At 55.8% G+C, this 25,995-nt stretch carries 21 protein-coding genes, 1 pseudogene and 1 riboswitch; of the genes and pseudogenes, 12 read left to right on the top strand and 10 right to left on the bottom strand.

Translation table 11 applies throughout. The annotated features are described in order from the left end of the window. Nucleotides 1-3: 3 nt before the first annotated feature. The 8 genes from G7047_RS11920 to tssB all read right to left on the bottom strand — a co-directional run bounded on the left by G7047_RS11920 (nt 4) and on the right by tssB (nt 7,594). Nucleotides 4-411 carry a cupin domain-containing protein gene (locus tag G7047_RS11920; protein ID WP_166305401.1) on the bottom strand — a complete coding sequence of 136 codons (408 nt, stop codon included), beginning with the start codon at nt 409-411 and terminating at the stop codon, nt 4-6. Between the two features lie 81 nt (nt 412-492). Then, nucleotides 493-1,566, bottom strand: coding sequence for a type VI secretion system baseplate subunit TssG (gene tssG / locus G7047_RS11915; protein WP_166305398.1), 1,074 nt, complete (start codon nt 1,564-1,566; stop codon nt 493-495). Between the two features lie 14 nt (nt 1,567-1,580). Then, nucleotides 1,581-3,452, bottom strand: coding sequence for a type VI secretion system baseplate subunit TssF (gene tssF, locus G7047_RS11910; RefSeq protein ID WP_166305395.1), 1,872 nt, complete (start codon nt 3,450-3,452; stop codon nt 1,581-1,583). After that, nucleotides 3,452-3,988 (bottom strand): type VI secretion system baseplate subunit TssE, encoded by a 537-nt coding sequence (tssE, locus tag G7047_RS11905; RefSeq protein ID WP_166305392.1) that lies wholly within the window; start codon nt 3,986-3,988, stop codon nt 3,452-3,454. Before tssE ends, tssF begins: the two co-directional genes overlap by 1 nt. Before the next feature lie 32 nt (nt 3,989-4,020). After that, entirely contained in the window at nt 4,021-4,800 is a 780-nt protein-coding gene (locus G7047_RS11900) for a type VI secretion system accessory protein TagJ (RefSeq protein WP_166305389.1), read from the bottom strand. 80 nt (nt 4,801-4,880) lie between these two features. Next, a complete protein-coding gene (locus G7047_RS11895; RefSeq protein ID WP_166305386.1) occupies nt 4,881-5,414 on the bottom strand; it encodes a type VI secretion system tube protein Hcp in 534 nt (177 codons plus the stop codon). Nucleotides 5,415-5,475: 61 nt separating this feature from the next. Further along, on the bottom strand, nt 5,476-6,978 hold the full coding sequence (gene tssC / locus G7047_RS11890; protein ID WP_166305383.1) for a type VI secretion system contractile sheath large subunit: 1,503 nt from the start codon (nt 6,976-6,978) through the stop codon (nt 5,476-5,478). Between the two features lie 49 nt (nt 6,979-7,027). Beyond that, nucleotides 7,028-7,594: a type VI secretion system contractile sheath small subunit gene (gene tssB, locus G7047_RS11885; protein ID WP_240939464.1), complete on the bottom strand. Its 567-nt coding sequence runs from the start codon at nt 7,592-7,594 to the stop codon at nt 7,028-7,030. 221 nt (nt 7,595-7,815) lie between these two features. Here tssB and tssI point away from each other — a divergent pair, with 221 nt between their 5' ends. The 7 genes from tssI to G7047_RS11850 all read left to right on the top strand — a co-directional run bounded on the left by tssI (nt 7,816) and on the right by G7047_RS11850 (nt 19,616). Continuing rightward, nucleotides 7,816-11,322 (top strand): type VI secretion system tip protein TssI/VgrG, encoded by a 3,507-nt coding sequence (gene tssI / locus G7047_RS11880; protein WP_205904771.1) that lies wholly within the window; start codon nt 7,816-7,818, stop codon nt 11,320-11,322. Between the two features lie 110 nt (nt 11,323-11,432). Next, nucleotides 11,433-12,197 carry an ankyrin repeat domain-containing protein gene (locus tag G7047_RS11875; RefSeq protein ID WP_166305380.1) on the top strand — a complete coding sequence of 255 codons (765 nt, stop codon included), beginning with the start codon at nt 11,433-11,435 and terminating at the stop codon, nt 12,195-12,197. Nucleotides 12,198-12,272: 75 nt separating this feature from the next. Then, entirely contained in the window at nt 12,273-12,698 is a 426-nt protein-coding gene (locus tag G7047_RS11870; RefSeq protein WP_166305377.1) for a DcrB-related protein, read from the top strand. 11 nt (nt 12,699-12,709) lie between these two features. Next, nucleotides 12,710-17,518, top strand: a complete 4,809-nt coding sequence (locus tag G7047_RS11865) for an RHS repeat-associated core domain-containing protein (protein ID WP_166305374.1) — start codon at nt 12,710-12,712, stop codon at nt 17,516-17,518. A 28-nt stretch (nt 17,519-17,546) separates the two neighbouring features. Then, nucleotides 17,547-18,164 carry a hypothetical protein gene (locus G7047_RS11860; protein ID WP_166305371.1) on the top strand — a complete coding sequence of 206 codons (618 nt, stop codon included), beginning with the start codon at nt 17,547-17,549 and terminating at the stop codon, nt 18,162-18,164. Nucleotides 18,165-18,261: 97 nt separating this feature from the next. Next, the gene (locus tag G7047_RS11855; protein ID WP_166305368.1) at nt 18,262-19,287 is read left to right on the top strand and encodes an RHS repeat-associated core domain-containing protein; all 1,026 of its coding nucleotides are present in this window, start codon (nt 18,262-18,264) and stop codon (nt 19,285-19,287) included. 2 nt (nt 19,288-19,289) lie between these two features. Next, the gene (locus G7047_RS11850) at nt 19,290-19,616 is read left to right on the top strand and encodes a hypothetical protein (protein ID WP_166305365.1); all 327 of its coding nucleotides are present in this window, start codon (nt 19,290-19,292) and stop codon (nt 19,614-19,616) included. Between the two features lie 91 nt (nt 19,617-19,707). On the opposite strand, the pseudogene G7047_RS31495 reads toward G7047_RS11850, so the two are convergent. Further along, nucleotides 19,708-20,706: pseudogene (locus G7047_RS31495) on the bottom strand (IS5 family transposase); the annotation flags it as partial. 279 nt (nt 20,707-20,985) lie between these two features. Between G7047_RS31495 and G7047_RS11840 the strand changes: the two are divergent. The 5 genes from G7047_RS11840 (at nt 20,986) to G7047_RS11820 (ending at nt 24,861) form a co-directional block, all read left to right on the top strand. Further along, nucleotides 20,986-21,291 (top strand): hypothetical protein, encoded by a 306-nt coding sequence (locus G7047_RS11840; RefSeq protein WP_166299494.1) that lies wholly within the window; start codon nt 20,986-20,988, stop codon nt 21,289-21,291. 1 nt (nt 21,292) lies between these two features. After that, nucleotides 21,293-21,610, top strand: coding sequence for a hypothetical protein (locus G7047_RS11835; protein ID WP_166305362.1), 318 nt, complete (start codon nt 21,293-21,295; stop codon nt 21,608-21,610). Between the two features lie 306 nt (nt 21,611-21,916). Further along, the gene (locus G7047_RS11830; RefSeq protein ID WP_166305359.1) at nt 21,917-23,290 is read left to right on the top strand and encodes an RHS repeat-associated core domain-containing protein; all 1,374 of its coding nucleotides are present in this window, start codon (nt 21,917-21,919) and stop codon (nt 23,288-23,290) included. 5 nt (nt 23,291-23,295) lie between these two features. Continuing rightward, a complete protein-coding gene (locus G7047_RS11825; protein ID WP_166305356.1) occupies nt 23,296-24,216 on the top strand; it encodes a hypothetical protein in 921 nt (306 codons plus the stop codon). A gap of 165 nt (nt 24,217-24,381) precedes the next feature. Next, nucleotides 24,382-24,861, top strand: a complete 480-nt coding sequence (locus G7047_RS11820; protein ID WP_166305353.1) for an RHS repeat domain-containing protein — start codon at nt 24,382-24,384, stop codon at nt 24,859-24,861. A gap of 62 nt (nt 24,862-24,923) precedes the next feature. Here the strand turns inward: G7047_RS11820 and G7047_RS11815 are convergent, their stop codons facing one another. Next, the gene (locus G7047_RS11815; RefSeq protein ID WP_166305350.1) at nt 24,924-25,583 is read right to left on the bottom strand and encodes a hypothetical protein; all 660 of its coding nucleotides are present in this window, start codon (nt 25,581-25,583) and stop codon (nt 24,924-24,926) included. Nucleotides 25,584-25,874: 291 nt separating this feature from the next. Further along, nucleotides 25,875-25,966: riboswitch (TPP riboswitch) on the top strand. Nucleotides 25,967-25,995 lie beyond the last annotated feature (29 nt).

Raw genomic sequence — 25,995 nt, 5'->3', positions numbered from 1 at the left:
GAGTCATGCCTTGCGTTCGACGCTTTCCGCTATCTCGGTCTTGAATTCGCCGGGCATCACGATTTCCAGCATCTCCACATCCTCGCTGTGGCCGAGTTCACGGTGGCGAATGCCTGGGGGCTGATAGACACAGGAGCCGGCCTCGAGCCGCACGGAGCCGTGACCTTCGTACTCGAACTCCACCCAGCCTTTGAGCACGTAGACGAGCTGGAAATCGATGTGGTGCAGATGCGGTACGCCATTGAACTCCTCGCCCTGCGCTGCGCGGATCACGTGAGCGACGACCTTGCCGTCGGTGGCCCGCTTCATGCCCAGGTCGCGGTACTCAAAGAACGAGCGCAATCCGCGCTCGAACTGGGCGTTGTGGGAGTGAGAGACAACGAGTTGTGCTCCGGGGGATGATGGCTGCATGGTGTGTCTCCGTTGTTGTGGGGATGCACACCCATTTTCATGCTTTCTCGTCACCGCAGCGAGGCGCTTTTCGTGGTTCGCTCAACCCGTCTTCAGCCGCCTGGAATCCCGCTCCGGATTGAGCCGCAGATCGTTGGCGGGCGCATCGCTTGCGCGCTTGCCCATCCACGTGGTCCAACCGAGGCGCGAGCCGCCGCCGAGCGAGGTGCGCGGTACTTCTTTGGCATGCAGTTGCAGCTCTACATCCCAATCCATCTCGATGCCGATGTAGTTGCGTACCCAATCGCGCAGCCTGCGGTTGTTGAGCTCGGGTGGCAGAAAGCTCTCGTACTTGCGAAGTTCCATCGGGCCGAGCGAGATGCGGAACTTGGCCTGAACGTCCTGCAGACGGCTGCCCGCGATGGCACTCACGCCGAGCTGATTGTTTTGCCCAAGGCTGCCGAGGCGGGTCTGGTCGGCCTCGTCGATGTGAATCCAGCTTTTGATAAATTCGGTGATCCCCGCCTTTGTTCCGAAGTGGTGGCCGATGAGTTTTTCGAGCCCCTCCGGATTGCGCGTGAGGCGCACCAGATGACCAGCGGCGTAGAGCTTGGCGCTGTCGTCGATGGAATCGCGTTGCCAGCTTCCCTCGAACCCAATACCGACCAGCGCCCCCGCATAGAAACTGAACTTGTCGACACCCGGACGATCAAGTTGCACGACAGACTGCGCATCCGCCCAAGCGCGATAGAACAGGCTGATGAAGCGGTGGTGGAACAGGTCGACAAAATCGGCAGGCGCAGGATCGCCGTGATTGTGCAGCCGCTCGCGCACATATTCGGTCAGGTGAAGTGGCAGCGCCCCGTTGGGGCCGAAGACGCCAAAACTGAGAATTCGCACCAGCGGTCTACCGCCATAGCCAGTGGGCCGCACGCTGTACAGGGTGGACGGGGCAAAGACGGTGGACGGATGCTGGCCGAGTCGCACCACGTCTTCGCGCGGTGTTTGTGAGGCGCCAAGGCGTGCCGATGGGGATGCAGCATCCAGATGGCGCAGCAGCGCGAACAGATCGATGGCTTCGGTCTGGGGCAGCGTGGTGCGCACCAGTTGCGACAATGCGCTGGCCGATGAAGCCTGCGGCGACGGGTGCCGAAAATGCGATGCGGAACTTTCCATATTGCTTCTCTGCATCACGCCATCGGGCGCATGCCCTGGCGCGTGGCCCATTCGGCGAATGGGCCGTTCTGCAGTGTGCTCATTTTCAGGCGCGTGGCGGAGTTGATGCCTACATGGCGCGCGAAGAAGCGTTCGAGCACTGCGCCAAACAGCCACGAACTGCTGCCACCGAACTTGGCCTGATCGACGGTGAGATGGATGTCGACACCGCGTCCGTAGACGATGGGGCCCGGTTGTCGCACCCGTGCAAACATCGGCGTGAGGTTGACCGACGCCACCGCATCGGCTTGCTGCGCGGTCTCTGGGCGGCTGAGCTGCGCGTACAGATGGAGAAGCTCGCGCATGACTTTGGCGCCTTCTGTGGGCGTCGAGTCGGTGAGTGTCTGATAGTTCAGCTGCAGATGGCTGAGCAACCGCCATGTGGCCTTGCGCTCGGCCATCGAAGCCGCTGGCCGGGTGAGCGTGGTGACCAGCTCCACGCGCTGTACGGGTGCTGATACGGCAAGCTGGAAGTTGCGCTCGCCCGCGGAGGTGATCAACAGCGACAGATCGCGGTTGGTGCACAGCATGTCGGGTGCGATGCGGCTCAGCGTATGAGGGTAGGGCGCATCCTGACGATCCACCAGTTGCGCGAACACTTCGCTGCCGATATAGCCAGTGCGCGGGCCGTTGCGCTTGGCGACTTCGGAGAGCTTGCGGGGTTCGCGGCGCAGCGAGAAGTAGGCCTGCGAATGCGAACTTTCCTGCGCACCCAAGGTTTCGTAGATCGGCAGGAAGGTCTGCACGTCGGTGTTGTTGGCGGCATAACCCTGAATCGACGAGACTGAGTAGATCTCGTAGTCCAGCGGACGTGTGCGGTCACCCAACAGATGGTGCTCGAAGTGCGCGAGCGACACGTCGATACGGTCCCCCTTCTTGGGAAACAGGTTGATGACGGGCGTGCAGAACAGGTGAAAGTGGCTGTCGGAAACCACCTTCTCGAGCTCGGTGGCCGCACGGTCGAAATGCAGCACGAACTCGATGCGCATCGCGCGCACGGTCTTGAGTATCTGGCGCAGGCGCTTGATCTTGAAGAAGCGGTAACGGTCCGGACATGCAAAATATTCATGCAGCAGACGATAGCCGCTGAAACTTTGCTCGCCGTAGGGAATCAGCGATTCGTCGTTTTCGAAGCCCATGCCGCAGACCTGATCGGCGGCGAGCCACGATTGGTGATCTTTGCCCGCATCGTCACGCCATTTGATGGCACCGCCCACAAGGCGGCCGCAAATCAGTTCAAGCAGCAACAGGGCTCGGTCGAACGGGCCGGCGATGTAGACCGGCAGTTCATCGAAATCGATGGTGCGGAATTCCTTGTCGCCGCTGGTCTCCAGTACCAGGTGCAGGCTGCTGGCCACTTTCTTTTGATTGGCGGGAATGCGCACATCGGTGGCGAGGCCCTCGATCCACGCCTGCTTGACGCTCATCGGCAGCAGCTCCACATCGTGTGCCGTGCGGAACTGGCAGGCGGTCACTTGACCCGGCGAGATCGGTGCACGCAGCACAGTGAGGCGCGGAACCTTGAAGGCACCGGTGATGCCGCCCTCTGTCTCGCTCGGGTGCATGCGCACGATGCCCATGGCTGGTGTCGGTGAGAGGTAGTGCGGATAGATCAGTTCCAGCAAGCGCTGGGAAAAGCGCGGAAACTCCGCATCCATCTTGAGCTGGATACGGCCCGCCAGCAGCGCGAAACCCTCGAGCAAACGCTCCACATAGGGGTCTGCGACTTCGAGGCCCTTCATGCCGAGGCGACCCGCGATCTTGGGGTGTTCCAGCGCGAACTCCTGCCCCATTTCGCGGATGTAGGCCAGCTCGCGGTTGTAATAGTCGAGCAATCGCGGGTCCATCAGTTGTCTCCCAACTGGTCGTGCAGGGTGACGGAGCCGGTCTCCAGATCGATGCTGGATTTGAGCAGCATTTCGATGGGGTAGGGTTGCGCCCAGATCTGGCCGCGGATCTCGAACACCACCATGTTGTGAGCGGCCTCGTCGTCCGAGGCCAGGCTGGCGTTGACCACCAGCGTTGCCGGCATCACGCGCGGCTCGAACTGCTGGATGCTGTTCTTGATAGCGGCTTCCAGATCGGTGAGTTTCACATCGGAAATCCGCTTGCCGGAGAACGCGGGCAGGCCATAGTTCAGTGTCGAATTGCGCGCTTCGGCGAAGTCTTCGAGCATCAGCTCGGTCTCGGCATTCGTTGCGTTGAGCAGCCAGGAGAGGTCGCGCAGGATGATCTGGCGAAGTTGCTTGCGCGTGACGAGGCGCTCGCTCACTGCATCTTTGTCGCGCTGCGGTGCCTGATCCGTCAGGCGGTCCAACAGCGTCGGCAGCAGACGGTCTGCGGTGCCGTAGTGGAATTGATCGTTGCTGTCTGCGCGGTCCATGCTGGTTACGGCGGTCAGAAGGTTCTCGGGGACTATTCGGCCTTGGAGTCCAGACGGATCTGGCGGATGTCGAGCAGCGACATCTCACGCGAATTGGTCGAGAAGACCTTCACTCCGTGTCCGATGAAGTCGCCTTCTGTGGTTTCGGTCCAGCTCGTCAGGCGTGAGCGCAGATGCCCGTCTTCCACCGTACCTTGCACCAGCGGATAGCGCGCAGGCAGCAATATGGGGTGCAGGCCTTCATTGACCAGTTTCACGTGTGCGGGCAGCCAGACCAGATCGCGCAGGTCCTCAGGCGTGTCCATCTTGATTTCGACGATGGACTCAAACGGCAGCCAGTAATAATCGCCATTCACAAAAACTTCGAGCACCGGGCCGAGGCGTGAATCGGCGTCGGCGATCCATTCGAACGGAGCCTCGTTGATGCGACCGGAAATCGCTTCAGCTGCGTCAAGGGCCTGAATACGCAACTCGGCAGCTTGTTCAGTCTGGCCCTTGCCCTCCATCTGCAGCGCCTCGATCAGAAAGCCGAGCCACTGCGCGGGCTTGCCAAGTACTTGCGGCGTGCGCGTGCCAGCGAACACCTCCTGGCGAATCAGCTCGGCACGCAAGGCGAGGCGATAGGCCTGCGCGAGCAGTTTGTGAGTCTCGTTGAGTTGCGCCGCCACCTGCAACTGACCCAAAGCCTTCTGCCAATTGCCAGCCTGCGCATAGAGCTGAAACAGATGCACGCGCAACTTGTCGTCAGAAGGTTTTTGGCGAATCGCTTCCTGTACCTGCGACGTCTTGTCTGCCAATGTGAGTTCAGCCATGTGATCTGATGTGAAGAGGGCAAAGGTGGAAGAAAAAAAGGGGCGAAGCGCCCCTCTCTTGGAAACCCGAGGAGCACCTATCAGGTGTTGGCCTTGAGGTCCCACTCGGCGACCACTGCACCACCCATGGAGCCGGAGTTGGTCTGCGACTTGCCTTCGACCTTGATCTTCTGGAAGTTGAAGCCGCAGTCGAACATGGGTTCGGTGGACTCAGCGCCAGACAGGTTCAGGGACGAGATGAGCACATTGGTCATCTTGATGTTCAGGAATTCCTGCTGCGAGCCACCGGCCTTACATGCAGAGATTTCCACGGAGCCGATGTGTTCGCCTGATGCGCACTTCTTCATCAACGTGGCAAAGCATTTGTCAAAACGACCACGAATGGTCAGATCCTGCCATTGCGCCTTGCCGGAGCCGCCACCGCCGCCGTATGCAAATGCACCCGCGTTGGCCACGCCACCTGCGATGGACTCGACGTGCAGCCAGCCCTTGTGCTTGGAGTCTTCGGCTTCGCCGTCGACACCGTCGATCTTGCAATAGATATCGACCACACCACCGACACGTTGTTCGGGTGCTACGTTGGCCACAGGGCTGTTCAAACGATTAACTGCCATTTTCTTCCTCCAGATAAACAGGGATTAATGATCAATTCAACTGACAACAGGGGACTGCTGATTACTGCTGCACTGCTGCTTGTTTCACAGAAGGCAGCTTGGACACCAGGCGCAAGGAAACCGTGAGGCCTTCCAATTGGTAGTGAGGACGCAGAAAGAACTTGGCCGAGTAGTAGCCAGGGTTCTCCTCAATTTCTTCAACCACCACTTCAGCAGCGGCCAAAGGCTTCATTGCCTTGACGCCTTCGGATGAGTTGGCTGGATCACCATCGACGTAGTTCATGATCCAGTTGTTCAACCAAAGCTGCACATCGTCACGCTCCTTGAAGGAGCCGATCTTGTCGCGGACGATGCACTTCAGATAGTGCGCAAAACGGCAGCATGCGAAGAGGTACGGCAGACGTGCGGACAGATTGGCATTGGCCGTCGCGTCGGCGTCGTAGTACTCGGCAGGCTTTTGCAGCGACTGGGCACCGATGAAGGCGGCCACGTCACTGTTCTTGCGATACACGAGCGGCATCAAGCCGTTCTTGGCGAGCTCCGCTTCGCGGCGATCGCTGATCGCAATCTCGGTGGGGCACTTGATGTCCACGCCACCGTCGTCGCTCGGGAAAACGTGCACTGGCAGGTCTTCCACAATGCCGCCGGATTCCACCCCGCGAATCGATGTGCACCAGCCATAGAGCTTGAACGAACGGTTGATGTTCGTTGCCATCGCATAAGCGGAGTTGGACCAGCAGAAATTGTTGTGGTTGGCTCCGGCCGTGTCTTCTTCAAAGTCGAAGCCGTCGACCGGGTTTTCCTTCGTGCTGTAGGGCAGGCGCGAGAGGAAACGCGGCATCGTCAGGCCCAGATAACGTGCGTCGTCCGAGTCACGCAGTGCGCGCCATTTTATGTATTCGGTGTTGCCGAAAATCTTGGTCAGGTCGCGGGGGTTGGCCAGCTCTTGCCATGACTCCATTTGCATCAGACTGGAATCAGCACCGGCGATGAACGGGCAGTGCGCCGACGCCGAGATCTTCGACATTTCGGTCAGCAGTGCCACGTCCTGCGGGTTGTGGTCGAAGTGGTAGTCGCCCACGAGGCAGCCAAAGGGCTCGCCACCGAACTGACCATATTCCGCCTCGTAGACCTTCTTGAAGATGGGGCTCTGATCCCACAGGATGCCCTTGTGGCGCTGCAGCGTGCGGCCAAGGTCCTTCTTGTTGATGTTGAAGATCTGGATCTTCAGCATTTCGTCGGTCTCGGTGTTGTTCACGAGGTAGTGCAGACCACGCCATGTACCTTCCAGACGCTGGAAGTCCTCATGGTGAATGATCAGGTTAACCTGCTCGGAGAGCTTGCGGTCGATCTCCGCAATCATGCCTTCAACGGTCCGGTAAGCATCTGCCGAAATGATGTTGGTGTTCGACAGAGCCTGCTCGGCCAGCGTACGAACGGCGGAGACAACGGCCTCCTGGGCCTGTTCCGTTTTCGGCTTGAATTCCTTGTTCAGCAGCGAGGCAAATGCATCGCTTTCGAGCGTTGCTGACTGTGCAAGACCTTGTTTTTCAGTGACTGCCATTCTGATGTTCCTCGAAATTGGTTAGGAGCGGCAACGTGAGTGACGCCGATTACTGCTCTTCATTTCCCGGGGATTTCTCGGCCGTCTGCTGATTCGGCGTCGAAGACAGCGCCTTCATCAGAGCCGGATCGGCCAGTACCTTGGCAATCAGGTTTTCCGCACCGGACTTGCCGTCCATGTACGACAGCAGATTGGCCAACTGGGTGCGTGCATCCAGCAGCTTGCTCAGCGCATCCACCTTCTTGGCGACTGCATCGGGCGAGAAGTCGTCCATGCTGTCGAAGGTGATGTCCACGGCCATGTTGCCGTCGCCGGTCAGCGTGTTTGGGACTTGGTAGGAAACGCGCGGCTTGATGGCCTTCATGCGGGCGTCGAAGTTGTCAACGTCGATCTCCAGGAACTTGCGATCCCCGATCTCGGGCAGCGCTTCGGCTGGCTTGCCGGAGAGATCCGCCATCACACCCATCACAAAAGGCAACTGAATCTTCTTCTCCGAACCGTAGACCTCCACGTCGTACTCGATCTGTACGCGTGGCGCTCGATTGCGGGCGATGAATTTCTGGCCGCTTTTCCCTCTCGCAGCGAGACGCTGCTTCATGTTCATGCTAGTGGTCATATTTCGTCCAACCAATGCTGTCAGAAGTTGCAGAATGCGATAAATATTAGCAATCTATTTTGTAATCTACATCAATTTTGTTTAAGTGATGTTACATGACCTTCAGCTATCGTTGTGTATTTGATACCAAGTTTTTGCTATCGTAAGATAAATGTTGCAAACAATGTTGTGTCGTTCGTCGGCTCGGATCGACCACACGGCAGCCACTGGAGATTTCAGGAATGAATCGCACCTTTATCGCCCACAGTCCATTGGGCGAGCAGTTGGAGTTCCGTTCGCTGGAGGGAAGCGAGCAGATATCGCGTCTTTTCGAGTACCGCGTTCGGCTGATCAGCCAGAGCGCATCGATCTCCGCCAAAAGCCTGCTCGGCAAGGACATGAGCGTGGAAGTGGATCTGACTACCAAGCTCGGGGGGGGAGGAAAGCGGTTCCTCTCGGGACAGGTGACGCAATTCACTTACATCGGGCGTGATGGTGATTTCTATAGCTACGAAGCTGTACTGAGGCCGTGGCTATGGCATGCGACGCGTCGGTCGGACTTCAAGATCTTCCAGTTCAAGAAGGTGCCAGACATCATCAAGGAAGTGCTTGGCCCCTATGGCTTCACCATCGAGGACAAGCTCACGGGTAGTTATCGCACCTGGGATTACATGGTCCAGTACGGCGAGACGGACTTCAATTTTGTCGCCCGGCTGCTCGAGATCGAGGGTGGTTACTTCTATTTTGAGCACAGCCAGGGCAGCCACAAGCTGGTGCTGGCCGACGACATCGGCAGCCACAGCCCGCTGCCCAGTGGGCCGAGCACCATCACGTACTACTCAGGCGACCGGGCGGCGCACGTGCATGATGAGGATTTCATCGACGGTTGGAGCTTTGCCGAAGACATCGCCAGCGGCCATTTTGCAGCAGACGACTACGACTTCGAAAAACCGAAGGCCATCCTCGACACCAAGCAACAGCAGCCCGCAGGCCACACGGAAGACAGCCGTGAACTCTATGACTGGCCCGGTGGATATACCGAAACAGGCGACGGCGAGAACTATGCGCGAGTACGAATCGAACAGCAAAAGGCGCAACGAGAAGTAGCTCAAGGTGAGGGAAATGCGCGAAATATTGCTCCTGGTTACCTTTTTACTTTGACTCGTTATCCGCGAGAAGATCAAAACAAGGAATACCTCATCGAATCGGCGTATTACCGGTTCGAAGAAAACGTGCGTCGCAGCGACGGTGCGGGCGGCTCGGGCGCTGGCAAGCGCGCGGGCATCGACAGCCCGACGTCCTATCGCATCAGCTTCAACGTCGTGCCCAAGAGCGTGCCCTACCGCAGCCAGCGCGTGACGCCCAAGCCGCATACCACTGGCCCACAGACTGCGGTGATCACCGGCCCGGCTGGCGAGGAAATCTACACCGACAAGTACGGCCGGGTGAAGGTGCAGTTTCACTGGGACCGTTACGGCAAGATGGATGAAAACTCCAGCTGCTGGATCCGTGTGAGCCAGACTTGGGCGGGCAGCAACTACGGCGGCATGCACATCCCGCGCATTGGTCAGGAGGTGATCGTCGATTTTCTGAACGGCGATCCGGACTACCCGATCATCACCGGTCGTGTCTACAACGCGCTGCAGATGCCTCCGTGGGAATTGCCTAAACACAAGACGCAGTCGGGCACGCAGACCAACTGGAGCAAAGGCGGCGGCGGCAAGAACATGCTGCGCTTTGAAGACCAGAAGGGCATTGAGCATCTGGAGTTGTCGAGCGACCATGGCAATACGCATCTGCACATGGGCTATCTGTTGAATCAGGGCTCGGAGGCCAAGCGCAGCTACGGGTTTGAATTGCGTACGAATGAATGGGGCGCTATCCGTGCCGACAAAGGCCTGCTGATTACGACCTATACGTCGGACTTCAAGCAGAAGATCTCGCATGACAGTCCGGACGGGCATGAGTTCATGGGCGAGACGCTGGCGCAAAGCCGTTCGCTGATTCAGGAAACCGAACAGGCCATCAACGCGACCAAGGGAATACTGGCCTCCACCATCAAGAGCAAGAGCGGTGATTTCAGCGGTCTGATGCAAGGTCTGCCGGGAATCGCATCAATGGTGGGCGGAATGAGCGGCGGCGCGGGGGGCATGGGTGGTCTAGGAGGCGTTGCGGGCATCGCAGGCATGGTCAACACGGCCGCGTCCGCCTTGGGTGGTGGAGATGAAGGCGGTGGCGAGTCCAGCGTTTCCAGTGACATGGATCCCGCGTTGGCCGATGCCCAGAACATGCTGGATCTGTCGAAAAAGATCGACAAGCCCATCGTCTCCATCGTCAGCCCGGAGGGGCAGACGATGATCAGTCCCAAGCCAGTGGTCGTGAGCTCGGGACAAAGCGTCTCCATGCGGTCTCAGGGGCCGATGACGGTGACCACCGGTGCACAGTACACCCAGCTCGTGAAGAACGGCATCGTCACGCAGGTCAGCAGTGGCGGGCAAATCACCACAGTGTCTGCGGGCGACATCATTTCGCACTCGTTGACTGGCGCGACAAACATCCTTGCGAAGGCGGATGCATCGATGACATCTACCGCCGCCAACGCGAATCTGGTCGGCGAGAAGTCGGTGCTGGTGCATGGCAAGACCGAGGACGTCTTCATCAAGGCCAGCCAACGCATCGCCTTGGTGTGCGGAGAATCCGCAATCGTTTTGCTTGCTGACGGGACTATCGTGCTGCAAGGCAAGAAGGGCTTGCTCAGCTTCACAGAAGAACTCGACGAGCGCGGTGGGAAGATCCTGCTCAACTGTGCGGCTCCAGTGGGCTCGGAAGCGCCTCCTGTGGACCCGGTAGCTCAATTGACGATGCAGATGCAGCAGTTGGCCGATGCGAAGAAGCAGCTCGCGCAGATGCCCCCGGGCCCCGAGCGTGACAAGATGGCTGCAGACATTGCGAAAGCCGAAAACGACGCCCATGCGCTGCAGATGGCCAAGCTGTCACAGAACACCTACGCGCCAGAGAAGGGCGCGCCGCCGGGGTGGGGCAATATCAGTGGTGATGATGCGGCGTTGGAGAAGTATGGGCTCAAAAAAGAAGACCTCAAATACGGCACCCAAGTCTATGAGCCCGACCCTGCAGTGTTTGGACCTGACGCCAAGCCGGTTGTGGCATTCCGCGGAACCCGAATGTCCGAAATGGAGGACTGGAAGAACAATCTTCAGCAGGGTGTGGGTCTGCACTCGGACTACTTTGAGAGTGCAGTGGGCGTTGGCACCAAAGTGGGCGATTCTGGCGCAGCAGTTGATTTCACCGGGCACTCGCTTGGCGGAGGCATGGCGTCCGCAGCGTCGCGAGCAAGTGGCCAGCCAGCCACCACATTCAACTCATCGGGGCTCAACAGCGGAACGGTCGAGAAATATGGTGGCACCATGCATGTCCCCGCAACGGAGAACATACAGGCCTATCGAATCGATGGAGATGTGTTGACTGGCGCGCAGGAGCAGAACGTCGGTGGCACGCTCGGCGCGATGGCTGGTGGTGGCGTGGTTGCGGGGCCTGTTGGCGCCGTGGTGGGCGGACTCGGTAAAGTGGGGCTTGCTGCGGGCATGCCCGATGCGGTGGGCGTACCGCAAACCCTGCCGGGTACGGGCAGTCCTGTATCGCGCCATGGCATCGATCAGTCGGTTCGCGCATTGGAGAGCTCCAGTGCGAACAGCATGAACCAGTTGAATTCCGCAGGTCCTAAAAACTGAGCTGTATGCAACAAACACCAAGTCAGTCCTTTGTCCGTCGCCAATGGTGCAAGTCATTGCTTGCACTCTGTGCGCTCACGGGGGGATTGCAAGTTCAAGGAATGGGCAAGATGATGAAAACCACTAATCCCGAGCAATTTTTTGAGGGGCGGATGTTGGAAATGGCGCAGGCCATCCAATCCAACGACATGGCGCGTCTGCGTCAACTGGCCACCGGACAGAACGTGAACCAGCCGGGTCGGCAGGACATGACTTTGCTGTGGTTCGCGATCCAGCCTGGGCAAGTCAATATCGAAGCCGTGAAGACCTTGGTATCGCTGGGGGCTGACCCGGCGGCCAATCCGATCAAGGACTTCGGCAGTCCGCTCGACTACGTTTTCATGAGCAGGACGAATCCCGATGACACCACGGGTCTGAAGCTGTTGCAGGCCATGCTCGATGGCGGCATGTCGCCCAACAAAAAGAGTTCATCGGAAACGACGCTGCTGCAGAAGGCCGCCGGTCCTGGCAGTGGTTCATTGGCACTGATTCAGTTGCTCCAGCAAAGAGGTGCGGACATCAACGCGCGTGATCGCATCGGGGGATCGGCGCTGTACGAAGCCATCACTGTGAATCACGTCAACATTGCGCTGTACTTGGTGCAGCAAGGCGCAAAGGTGGACACCTATACCGTGAACGGGGTCACTCTCGGTTGGTCGGTGAAGAGGAAGCTGGATTCTTTGCAGCCGGGTCCGTTGCGAACGCAGTTCGAGCAGCTGCGCGAGCAGTTCGTCGCCAAGGGCATGAAATGGCCCCCTGATTCACCAGAGGTTATGCGCGACCAGATGCGCGCCAAAGGCGAAAAGGTCGTCGTTCCCGCAGGGCAGAAGCGCTGATCGACATTGGAATTTGTTGGGTTTCGTGGTCGAAGGTATGTCGGGGCGATTTTCTTGAAATGCGGAGTTTGAAATATGAAATATGTATTCAACGAGGGAAGCATTGAGGTACCTGATGGATTGATCGATCAATCCATCAATCTGCTTGGAACGAAGAGCGGCGATGGCTTGAACGTTGTGATTTCCAGAGATCTGCTCCAGCCGCAGGAGGCCCTGGATGCCTATGTCAGTCGCCAGATCAAGAGCCTGCAGGCGCAGATGGCGGGGTTCAAGCTGCATGGGAGGCGTACGTTGAATGTGAATGTTGAGCGCAACGCGACCGAAGCCATCGAGATTGCATTCGAGTACAAGCAAAACGGTGCGAAAGTGCACCAGCGCCAAGCCATTCTCGTCTTCCCGCCCACCGGGCAAATTCTGGTGCTGGCCATGTCTTCGTCTCTCGCCTTCGATGCCGAAGACGAAAAGAGCTGGCAGTTCACGCTCGGTAGTTTCAATTTTTGAACGGGTAGGGCATGAAAGTCAGTCCAGCAGCTCGATTGCATGACCCCATCGCGCATACCAACGCAACTGCGCGATTTCTTGCAAAGTTTGTGGGAACGGTTGTAGGCGGCGTTGTGGGTGCGGCGGTTGTCGGCGCCGTAGCTACGGCGGGACTGGCCCTCTCGGGCGCAACCGTCGGGGTGGGTGCGCCGCTTGCGGTCGTTTTGACGATTGGCGCTGCCAAATTCGTCGGCGGATACTTGGGCGCTGGTTTGGGAGACAAGCTTGCAGATTGGCTGGTGCCGGAAAAGCTGACCATCACTGGTGAAATATCGACGGCATCGTTGGATGTTTTCATCAACTCCAAATCAACGGGGGCGGCCCGTGCCTCTGCCGATATTCCGTTTGATATCGCGGTATGCAGCAAGGACAGTCCTACGGTCTTTTTGGCTGAGGGCTCTGAGATCGTCTTCGTCAACGGTTGCGTGGCGTCCCGCAAAACTGAAAAAACCACCTGCGGTGCCCAGATCGCGGAAGGGTCACCCAATGTGTTCATCGGTGGTCCGACTGCACGCGTAAGAGCGGTTGCAGATGAGGTGCCGTTCCTGCTGCGCGCCGCAGTGTTCCTCATCGAACTGCGCAATTTGAAAAATGCGGCGAAATGCCTGCGCAATGCGTGGAAGATGAAAGCCAGTTTGCCCTGTCTGCTGGCCAAGGCCGGCAATGCAGGTTGGAGTGCTTACGGCTTGATGTCGCAGACCTTCGGCAATCCGGTTCATGCAGCCACAGGTATCAAGTTTCTTGCCGAAGATGCAGACATTACCCTTCCCGGCGCGTTGCCGTTTGTCTGGAGCCGTTTTTACGGCAGCCATGACAGGCGCACGAGTACAAGTCTCGGCATGGGCTGGAGCACAGGCTTTGAAATCCAGCTCCAGATTCGGCCGCGCGAAGGCCTTGCTCGCGAGATCGTATTCATCGATGAAACCGCACGCGAGACACGTTTCGAAGATCTGGAGCCCGGTACAGCTGTCTACAACCCGGTCGAGGGCCTTTGGTTGTGCAAGACGGAAGGTGGCCGGTATCTGCTTCAAAAGCTGGGCGGCTACTTCTATCTGTTTGAAGATGAGGCGACCGAAGCAATCGGGACGCAGTCGCTCTGGTTGGAACGCATCGAAGACGGTAATGCCAATTTTCAGCAATTCGCGCGTGCCGACGACGGACGGCTTCAATCCATCACCGACAACACCGGGCGTCTGATCGCTCTGGACTACGAAGGACTGGGTCAACGGGTTCGTCAAATTCGTCTGGCTACGGGAGCCTCTGGAGAGATCCCCGGAATCCTGGTGAGCTATGCCTATACGGATAGAGGGCAGCTCAGCCAGGTGCGAAACCGGCAGGGCGATGTCGTCAGACACTTTGCCTATGAAGAGTCTGGGCTGCTTTGCATGCACGGTGATGCTGCAGGGCTCGAATGCCACTATGAGTGGCAAGCCTTCGCTGACCGCCCACGCGTCACTCGGCACTGGACGAACGACGGTGAAGCCTACGAAGTGCACTACGACTTGCCCACTCGGCCAGGTGCCTCTGGCAATACGGTCGTGATGGACCAGTTGGGGCGAGTCACCGAGTGGCGGTGGAACGCTGACTACGAAACCGAGTGCTATACCGACCCATTGCAGGCGCAATGGCGGTTTGAATACAACGATCTGCATCTGTGCAGCCGCATCACCTTGCCCGAGGGCCAAACTGAGGAGTGCGCATACGACACGCTCGGCATGCCCAGCGTCGTCACGGATACCTTGGGGCGTAGGGAGGTCACGTTGTGGACCGAGCTCGGCGCTCCTTGGCAGATCACGGGTGCCTCTGGAGCCGCGACGGTTTTCACCTACGATGAATGTGGGAACACCACCAGCATCACTGAGCCCGATGGTCACACCACGACCTACGTCTATGACAAGCGCGGCCTGCCGCTGCAGATCGAGGACGCGAAAGGCGGCATCAAGCGACTGCGCTGGAATGAGCGAGCACTTCTGAGTAGTTACACCGACTGCTCTGGCCGTACCACGGAGTATGAATACGACGGCTGGGGAAACAGGCAGTCGCAACGCGATGCGGCCGGCAACGTGACACGGGAAATCCACGACGCCTTGGGCCAGTTGCGCAGCGTCTCGCAAGCGGACGGGGCGCACTGGGGTTACGACTACGACGGTGCCGGGCGACTGCTCACCGTCAATGATCCATTGAGTCGCTCCACCCAGTTCTGCTACAACCGCCGCAGCCAGTTGCTCAATCGCGTCGACGCGGAAAGCCGTCAGGTAACGCTGGCTTACGACGCTGCGCTGCGCCTGTCCCAACTAACCAACGAAAATGGCGAATCGTTCGCTTTTGAGTACGACGCCGCCGATCGCCTCGTGCAGGAACATCGCGTGGGTGGGCAACGCGTCACCGTGGAATACGACCGCAACGGTTGGCCCACGGCAGTCACCCACCATGCCGGTGTGGGCGACGACATCCAGAGCAGCACTGGGAGCACGGTACAAGGTCAGACCCCAGAGATCGCTGGCTGGGGCGACCACTTAGAACAAGATGACTCAGGTACGGCCAACCACGCCAGACGCACGGAGCTGCTGCGCGATGCAGCCGGTCGCCTGGTTCAAAAACGCACCGCCTCACATCACTATCACTACCAATACGATGCAGTAGACCAACTGGTCCGCGCAAGCAAGCTGAAGGTCATCGCAGCAAGTTCGGCTGAAGAAGATGCGCCGGAACTGATCCCATTGCATAGCAACCAGTTCGCATACGACGTAGTCGGCAACCTCGTCGCAGAAACAGCCACGGACCACACGAGCGGCCAGTCCCACACACTGCGCCATAGCCACGACCCGCTCGGCAACCGCACTCAGACAGAACTGCCTGATATCGCAGCGCGCAACAGCATGCGGGCGCTGAACTATCTGTACTACGGCTCGGGCCATCTCCACCAGATCAACCTGAGCCAGCGCAGCGGGGCGGCCCCCGACGCTCAAGCGGTGCATCAACTCATCTGCGACATAGAGCGCGACGAGCTGCATCAGGAAACCCTGCGCACGCAAGGCCGAGCCCACACGAGATATGCATACGACCCCGTCGGTCGCATGACCGGTGCATGGAGCCAATCGGGCACGCTGGCCAGTCAGCCCTTCGGCCCCAGGGACCCCGGAGCGAAGGCATGGCAACAGACACTGGACAGCCTGACCCAGCCCGCATCCAGCGCGGCATCACGTGGCGGCTTGCAAGGCCTTGTCAAAGCATGGCGATACGACAAGGCGGGCGAGCTGCGCGCCAGCCGCCACAGCCTGCAGGGCGACACCGCCCATCAATACGACGCCACGGGCCGCATCCTGCAGACCCAGCACGGCGAATTGCAAGGCGTGCGCAACCCCTTGCCACAAGCGGCCAATGAAAGCTTCGGCTACGACCCCGCAGGCAACATCCAGGACAGCGCAACACAGCAGGCCGTGCAAAGAGGCACGGCTCTGTCGCAGCGCGGCTACGTGCGCGACAACCTAGTGCGGGTGTTCGAAGACAAACGCTACTTCTACGACGGTCATGCACGACTGATCCGCAAGCTCAGCGGCAAACACACGGACCAAAGCTTCGTGTGGGATGAAGAAAACAACCTCGTGGAAGTCACCACGACGCGGCGCCCCGGCACCGAACACGCCACCACCCAGACCACGAGATTCGACTACGACGCCATAGGCAGACGCGTAGCCAAACACGACAGCTTCGGCAAGACCGTCTTCATCTGGGAAGGCATGCGGCTGATCGAAGAGCGCAGGGGCAGTGCCATCATCAGCTACGTGTACGAGCCAGACAGCTACGTGCCGCTGGCGCGGCTGGATGCGGATGGGGAGAGCACGGAGCAAGGCGGGTTGGGAACGACGGATGATCCCGTCTTGGGTGAATCCAAGGAGGCAGATGCAACAAACGGGGTACAACCAAGGTCGCAGCAACCAGCAGCGAATGACTCCCTCGAAGCGCAATACTGGCAAGCCCTGAGCCCGTCAACGACTGCTCCACTAAAAACAGGAACAGATGACAACGCGCGGCTGTGCAATGTCTACTACTTCCACACCGACCAGGTCGGCATGCCGCAGGAGCTGGCCAATGCCCAAGGTCAGGTGATCTGGCAGGCGAGCTACAAGACGTGGGGCTCGACGGTGTCGGAAGAGTGGGAAGCCAAAACACTCGGGGGAACGGCGGTTCATCCGCTGGATCAAGGGGAGAGCCCAAGCACGCAGGATGAAAAGCAGCAGAATCTGAGGTTCCAGGGGCAGTACCTGGACAGGGAAACGGGGCTGCACTACAACACGTTCCGGTATTACGATGCGGACGTGGGGCGGTTTGTTTGTCCGGATCCGATTGGGTTATTTGGCGGGACAAATTTAGGAAGCTATTCGCCAAACCCGATTTCTTGGATTGATCCATTGGGGTGGATTGGCTGCGGACCAGAAAAGCCTTTACAGTGGAATGGCGCGAGGGATCGGGACGGATTGAGTCGCAAGGATCACGTGCGAAGGCATGGATCAGACCAGCCAAATCGAAACGTTGAACACGGCGTTTTTAATGGTAATCCGATAAATAAAACTGCAGAAGCATGGAAAATAGCCAAGGAAAAAGGTATTCAACCCGTAGTGCAGGGGAACGGTAATTGGGTATATAAAATTCCAATGCCAAATGCAGGAAAACAGGGTGGGAGTGCATCTTTGCCAGGTCACGGTCGAGTTCTGGATCATGTGCTGGTGATTACCAAGCCAAATTCAAATGAAGTTGTGACCTCTTATCCAGTCCCTTGAGTTTTATTATTCATTTTGTCGAATTAGTATGAATGAAGTTAATTTCATATACCAAGACTCTGGTCACTTCGAAAGAAGAAGTGATGGAGTTGAATTAGTTGTAATTCCTGGGTTTAATTCTGGAAAAATTTGCTTTTTCTGTGATGAGTATGAAACTATTTGGAAAGAGCTAAGAGATGTTGGCGTCGCCAATGGGATGCAATTGAAGAAGTCAATGTCTATCAAATCGGCGGCTCTTGTTGATATTTGTAACCAAGGTTATGGTGGTGTGGTTGATCTGGTACGAAAATTCGATAGAACAACTAAGGATTCAAATAGAATTTATCTTAAATTTGACAAAAATGGGGGCTCATTTTTTTCATATTTTAGCGAAGTATCGAATCAAGTTTCAATATTGGCAAAGATACCCGGTTTCTTTGATGAGAGAGTCTATTTTTTTTCTAAAAATGGAGATTTTTATTGGAATTCTTCTGAGGATGTTGGCGACATAAGTCGGGCCCAATTTAATAGAAATTATGAAATTCAGCCTGCGTCATTGGTTTCCATTTTTGAGCATGGGTTGATTGATGGGTTATTGAGTGTTGGAGAGTATTCAGTAGGTAAGGGTTTTTTTAGGTTGAGTAATGAAATAAATTTTGAAAGCTAATTTTCAGTAGAAAATAGCCGAATTCGACTACGACGCGATAGGCAGACGCGTCGCCAAACACGACAGCTTCGGCAAGACCGTCTTCATCTGGGAAGGCATGCGGCTGATCGAAGAGCGCAGGGGCAGCGCGATCATCAGCTACGTGTACGAGCCGGACAGCTACGCGCCGCTGGCGCGGCTGGATGCGGATGGGGAGAGCACGGAGCAGGGCGGGTTGGAGACGACGGATGATCCCGTCTTGGGTGAATCCAGAGAGGTAGATCCGACAGGTGGAATACAGCCCACATCACAACAATCTGCGGCAAACGACTCTCTTGAGGCGCAGTACTGGCAAGTGCTGAGCCCGTCACCGAACGCAGTGCGCAAGACAGGAACGGACGACAACGCGCGGCTGTGCAATGTCTACTACTTCCACACCGACCAGGTCGGCATGCCGCAGGAGCTGGCCAATGCCCAAGGTCAGGTGATCTGGCAGGCGAGCTACAAGACGTGGGGCTCGACGGTGTCGGAGGAGTGGGAAGCCAAAACGCTCGGCGGGAGTGTGGTTCATCCATTGGACGAAGGGGACAGCCCGACCGCGCAGGATGAAAGGCAGCAGAATCTGAGGTTCCAGGGGCAGTATCTGGACAGGGAAACGGGGCTGCACTACAACACGTTCCGGTACTACGATGCGGATGTGGGGCGGTTTGTTTGTCCGGATCCGATTGGGTTGGGTGGGGGAACTAATTTAGGGAGTTACTCGCCTAATCCTATTTCTTGGATTGATCCATTAGGTTGGACCTGTGCTGCAAGCACTCTTCCTCAATTGAGGGGTAAATCGGTTGCTCATGTTGAAAAAATATTGGCGAAGGCAGGATTTCGTAGAGCAAATCCCAACAATGCTTCAAATAGAACGTGGCGTCATGCTGATGGATCAGAGGTAAGAGTTCATCAGCATGGAAATGCAAGCCCGTCGGGGTATAAATCAGGAAATAATGCTCATGTACATAAACAAGACAGTTCTGGGCGGCAATTGAATGACCGCGGGAAGGTAAGGCCCGTAGGGGATGAGACACATATTGGTATTAAGAATCCATCAGACCTCCCAGTGGTTAGGGGGCGTCCACATGGAGATGGGAGTTAGGTATGAGCTATGAGTATACTATCTTAAATAAAGATTCAAAAATCGATAATTTATTTGATTTCATTTCCGGTGAATTACATGGCGTCGTTGAGATTGATGTTCACCAAGCCGAAAATTTTTTGGATTTCAAGGATGTAGAATTAGGTGGGACTTGGAGTTACGATGTGCGATTAATCCGTAGTGCCTCAGATGTGCGTGTGATTCTGGTGGGGTGGAGTGCTAAATTGTGCAATGCATTTCTTTTTTTATTGGCAGGAGTTGAGTATGAAGTATTTGATGATGATTCGGAGAATCTGATTTCCATTGAGGAAATGTTTCGATGTAAATAGACCCGATTATTTTTCTGGTGCTGCTGAAGTGTAATTTCAGCGAGGTAGTGAGCGCACGATCTTGAGGTCATTCACTTCGGGGAGCCTCTCACAACCCCCCCATTTCGGTAGCCAATCCGAACGCGACGACGCAGCCGCATTCAAAAATCTCAATTTGAACGTTTTCAATCGGTTTTCGGCCTCTTTCAGCCAGTTTTCCAGCCCTTACGCCGTCTGCGCACGTGGCTGCCTCTTTGAGGGTGTGGCTTTGAAGAACACATCCACCTTGCGTTCCAGGAACGAAGCCAGGCGCTTCAAGTTGTAGCAAGCGGCCATCGTCGTCATGGTGGCTGTGGCTCGTGCCTGCCCAATCGAGCGCAGAAACTTGCCGCCCATGTGACGGATACCCGCGAACACGTGCTCGACTTTGGCTCTTCTCTTGGCGATGCGCTGGTTGCGCCTCTCCTGGCATTCGCTCAGCGGCTTGCCCTTTTGTGCCTTGCACTGGATGCCGTCCTTGAAGCCCAGTGCGCCCAGCATTTCTTGCCGTTTGCGCGCTCGGGTAGGACTTGTCGGCATCGACCACTTTGCCCGTGTTGCGCTGATCCAGTACTTCGTCAAAGTGATGGCCGTCGTGCTCGCTCGCCGTGCCCGTGGCAACGCCCCGGATAAAGCCGTGTTTGTGATCGATGCTCACGCTGAGCTTGTAGCCGAAGTAGTGCTTACCGTGCTTCTTTGTATGGGTCGCGTCGATGTCCTTCTGGCGGCGCTTTGCATCGCTCCAGTCCGGCTGCTCGCCTTCTTCGAGCTTGCGGCGATCGTCTTTGTTGATGTGCTGGCGGGGTGCCGGAATCAGCGTGGCGTCGATTGCCTGACCACCTCGGGCGATATAGCCATGACGATGCAGTTGCTCGTCCACACCTTGCAGCAGTGCCGTTGCACCATCAACACCGATGCACTCGCCAAAGCGCCAGATGGTGTTGCGGTCGGGTACGTTCATTGAGTCCTGCAGCAGGCAAAAGCGCTGGTAGCTCATGCGATCGAGCAGTTGGTATTCCATCTGCTCGTCTGAGTGGTTGTACAGGCGCTTCAAGACCAGAATGCGCACCATGACCTCGGTGGTATAGGCGGGTCTTCCACCTCTATGGCCATCACTGCGCTCGATGAAGGCATCGACCAATGCGGCAAGCGCCCCGAAATCGATGTGCTGGGCGATCACCCGCAACGAGTCGCCGACGTCATCGATCTTGCGTTTGCGCGAGGCATCGGCGAACAGGTTGAACTTCAGGGCACTGCGTGGGGTGATCATGCGGGGACTTTATCTTTTGCTCGCGGATGTTGCTGATGTGGGGAGGTTTTGAGAGGCTCCCATGAGTGGTTCCCCGTGTCCATGGCAGACAAGGCGAAAGATTTGGGGTTTAGTGCCGAAGAACTAAAAAAAGTGACCACGCCGACAAAGGATGTGCATTTTCAAAATGTTCCAGATCCAAAGAATCCTGGAAAAATACTTAGCGGACCGCATGCTGGTGGAAAAAAATTGGCCGCAGGTGTGTCAGAGAGAGCTAGTAAAGCTGGTCACCAAATCCTCTTTGATAATCTTAAAGGAGCGAGTACAAAAAGAGGGGCATTGGCTAGAATTAGAAATTTTGCAGACAAATATACAAGTGGTGGGCGTAATTCAATTGGAGGTTGTTGATATGATGACGGAAAAAGAAGACGTTATTTCGGTTTGGCTTGGAAGTACGGATAAGAGTGTCGCTGATTTTAATAAGTACACAAAAAATATGGAGGTTGCTAATGGGGATAGTCCGATTCTACGTGATTTCAAGGTGGGTTTTATAGATTCTGATATGTTTGGGGCCTTTGGAACTTTTAGAAATAAACTACTTCCAGTTGACGAGCTTTGTAAAGAGGTTGGTTGTAATTCAGTCAAAACGGAGCGCGCGATCGCTGCAGCATGTTTGAGGAATGGGGTTGAATTTGGTAATGCGTTGTATTATTATGGGGGGGCATGAGTTTATACCTGAAGAGTCGGGTAAATTATATAATGATCTACATTTTATAGGGGTTTTTCCAGATCCTCAAAAAAGGAAAAAATAAAATAAAAATGATAGGCGTATACAGTTTGGGGTGCTTGCTGGGGCATTTGCCAATCCCTTCCCGTGGCTTTTTTGGAACGACAATACTAAACTTGAAGTTGGCGCAATATCAGTTACGCTGAGATTTCACTTAAGGAATGAGAGCCCCATTTTGTCTGATGCAATTATTTCGATCAGATGGAGTGTGGAAAGAGACGCGCGATCCTCTCGCAGCGCGGCTATATGCGCGACAACTTGGTGCGGGTGTTCGAAGACAAACGCTACTTCTACGACGGTCATGCACGACTGATCCGCAAGCTCAGCGGCAAACACACGGACCAAAGCTCCGTGTGGGATGAAGAAAACAACCTCGTGGAAGTCACCACGACGCGTCGCCCCGGCACCGAACACGCCACCACCCAGACCACGAGGTTCGACTACGACGCCATAGGCAGACGCGTAGCCAAACACGACAGCTTCGGCAAAACCGTCTTCATCTGGGAAGGCATGCGGCTGATCGAAGAGCGCAGGGGCAGTGCCATCATCAGCTACGTGTACGAGCCGGACAGCTACGTGTACGAGCCGGACAGCTACGTGTACGAGCCGGACAGCTACGTGCCGCTGGCGAGGCTGGATGCGGATGGGGAGAGCACGGAGCAGGGCGGGTTGGGGACGACGGATGATCCCGTCTCGGGTGAATCCAAAGAGGCGAATACGACAACTGGAGTGCAGCCGACGTCGCAACAATCCGCTGCAAACGACACGCTTGAGGCGCAGTATTGGCAAGCCCTGAGCCCGTCAACAAACGCTCTACCCAAAACGGGAACAGATGACAACGCGCGGCTGTGCAATGTCTACTACTTCCACACCGACCAGGTCGGCATGCCGCAGGAGCTGGCGAACGCCCAAGGTCAGGTGATCTGGCAGGCGAGCTACAAGACGTGGGGCTCGACGGTGTCGGAGGAGTGGGAAGCCAAAACGCTCGGCGGGAGTGTGGTTCATCCATTGGACGAAGGGGACAGCCCGACCGCGCAGGATGAAAGGCAGCAGAATCTGAGGTTCCAGGGGCAGTACCTGGACAGGGAAACGGGGCTGCACTACAACACGTTCCGGTACTACGATGCGAATGTGGGGCGGTTTGTTTGTCCGGATCCGATTGGAATAGCTGGAGGTATAAATTTAGGAACTTACTCACCTAATCCGCTAACGTGGTTGGATCCGTTGGGTTGGGAGAAGGCTCCAGCCAACTTGCCAAATACCCCAGGCGTGTACGTATACCGAAATGGAAATGAAGTTTATGTAGGAAGTGCGGGTGGAGGAAAGCAAGGGATGAATGACCGGACGTCGGATATAACCCATAAAAAAGCCCAAGATTTGCTGAAGAAACCGGGAACTACAGTGGATTATCATAAGGTAGACCTTGGGAGTGCTAGCACTAGAGCGCAGAAAGAGCATGTGCTAAGACATTTCGAGCAACAAGTTATGGATGCTGAGGCTCAAAAACCTGGCACTAAAGTATTGAATGAGAGACGTGCTGAAAGCCCTGCTAAAAACTCTCGAAATAGAGCCGAGGTAAAGACGTTCGGTGCGAGTATGGGTGATAGGAAAACCTGTTAGATTATATGAAGAATTCAATTGATGTGCTTTATCGATGGCCCGGGTCGGATTTTAATGGAGGAGTGTTTTATGTAACTATTCCAAGATTTCACTCAAAATCGAATGATTACATTTCGAAACTTCTAAGTGATTCATGGAGTTCAGAAGAGATAGTTTCTGTGAAGTGCTTGAGCATCTATTTGCCCCCTGTTGATGGGGGATATAGTGATAGTTCAAAAATAATTGCGCTTATTAATGAAATGGCGACGCTGGAGTCGTTGGCTCTTCCTGCGGATTTATTGAGCGGGATTAAGCCTAAAGTATTAAATAAAATTAAAACCCTTCGCATTTCGAAGCCTTCAAATGAGATGGTAGGGGATGAAATTATCCGTGAAAAATCCTTTGCTATTCCGGAAGTATTGTACTCTGCATTAAATGGATTTGATTTCTATTTGCCAATTAGGTATATTAAGAACTTATCCCCTGATTTTCTGGGGCGGTTGAGGTGGGTCGGGATGGATCTCGATGTGTTGGATAAAACACTGGTTTCTTTGAAGGGGCTGGATAAATTACAGAATTTTGATGGTTTTGAATTTCGTTCAATCAAGACAGGTGATTTGCTCGAAAGACTTCCGGTAAATATTAAGGCTTTGTACTTGTGGTCTATCTCGGTAAAAAATTTCAATTTTGAGAGATTGAAGGGTTTTAATGGGTTGAAATATCTGTGGATTAATGGATATAAGGGAATTTTTGATTTTTCTTGGATATCCGGTATTGAAGTATTGAAGGAGTTGACGATCACTAGTTTTGAAGGGGTTAGGAACTTAAATGAACTGGATAAAGTCGAAGGCCTTCAATTGTTGCGAGTTTCACATGTTGATGATGCAATGATTTCCAGTTTGAGACTTGTGTGCGAGAGGAAATCAATAGTTCTTGATATTAATTAACTGTCGAAAATTAATGATGCGATTCTGGGTGGGGTAGTGTGGAGAGTTTTTTCCCGAAATTAAAGGGTGCAATCTCAAGCCTGAAGCGCACCACTTAACGATCAGGTAATTGTTCCAAGTAGAAGGGGCAACTGAAAAAGCACGGCCCTGTCGCAGCGCGGTTACGTGCGCGACAACCTAGTGCGGGTGTTCGAAGACAAACGCTACTTCTACGACGGTCATGCACGACTGATTCGCAAGCTCAGCGGCAAACACACGGACCAAAGCTTCATGTGGGATGAAGAAAACAACCTCGTGGAAGTCACCACGACGCGTCGCCCCGGCACCGAACACGCCACCACCCAGACCACGAGATTCGACTACGACGCCATAGGCAGACGCGTAGCCAAACACGACAGCTTCGGCAAGACCGTCTTCATCTGGGAAGGCATGCGGCTGATCGAAGAGCGCAGGGGCAGCGCGATCATCAGCTACGTGTACGAGCCGGACAGCTACGTGCCACTGGCACGGCTGGATGCGGATGGGGAGAGCACGGAGCAGGGCCGGTTGAGGACAACGGATGCTCAATCGTTCTGCGAACTTGCCACCCATGAGGTGGATACCTGCAAACACGCGCGCAAGGCGGGCACCGTGCCGGGCATGTAGAACAAGGCAAGAGTCCGCTAGGAAAATCGCGGACTCTTGCTGCTTTTCAGCTTTCGGTCAGATTATTGGCAGGTACCCACACCACCCACGTTGCCAAGGCGTTGCAGGTTCAGATATTGCACGCCGTCCAGACCGTTCAGTGTCGCCTTGGCTGTGGTGCAGCTGGTGAAGGTGATGTTCAGATGACCCCAGTTGGCCATTTGGTAGGCGGGTGTCGAGAACGTGCCGGCGGTGGTGGCGCCCAGCGTCAATGCGTATTCGGTGCCGGTTTGCAGAGGAGCCGAGGGGGCTTCGGTGGAGATCAGCCAGAGCAGACCACCGCTTGAATTGCGACCGTAGTAGGTGGCAATGAAGTTGGCGTCGGTCATCAAGAAGTTGAAGCCAGTGCCGTTGTATGCGGGGTCATACCAGAGGCCAGTGATGGCTTTGGGGCTCAGTTGGTTGCTGGCGCCGCCACCACTGGAGCCGGATGCGCTCACTGTGAAGTTCCCTTGCATCGACTGGCTGTTGATGGTGGGGGAGATGAGGTATTGACCGGTCAGGGTGCCGCCCGGTGTGCCGCTGCCCGATAGGCTCAGGTAACCCGGGAAGTCGCTGTAGTTGCAGGAGACGATGAAGGGTGATTGGGAAATGATGCCGCCCTTGCCCGAGTATTTGCCATTGCCTGCTGCGCTTGACAGGGTGCAACTGACAGCGCCGTTTTGATCGACGGTGAGAGACATGCTACCGTGGTCAGCGCCCGAGTAGGTGCCGGTATAGGTGCCAGCGCCTGTTTGAGCGGTCGCAAATTGTGAAACTCCAGCAGCAAGGCAGAGTCCGACAAAGGTTTTTTTCAGAACATCCAGTACGCGCATCATGTATTCCTGAGTGAGAAGATAAAGGTGTAGACAAGTTTATTGTTTTTGATAAATCGAAATTGAATTTCGATTGGTTTTATCAATTTAACAACGATGTCGCCTTCTCGCTTCCTCTGTGAGGTCTGAGTCAGGAATGTCCATGCTGCGTTAAAATACGGCCTCGCTCCGGGGTGCACGTCAGTGCTGAGATCTACACCCGAGAACTTGAACCGGGTCATTCCGGCGGAAGAAGAGCTTGCACCCCGGCATCGCTGCGCTCAAAGGCCGATGCAGCGGG

Origin of the sequence: Diaphorobacter sp. HDW4A (genome assembly GCF_011305995.1) — a bacterium.
Lineage (GTDB): Bacteria > Pseudomonadota > Gammaproteobacteria > Burkholderiales > Burkholderiaceae_C > Diaphorobacter_A.
The sequence above is the reverse complement of the archived record's forward strand: the minus strand, read 5'-3'. Positions and strand labels throughout refer to the sequence as shown.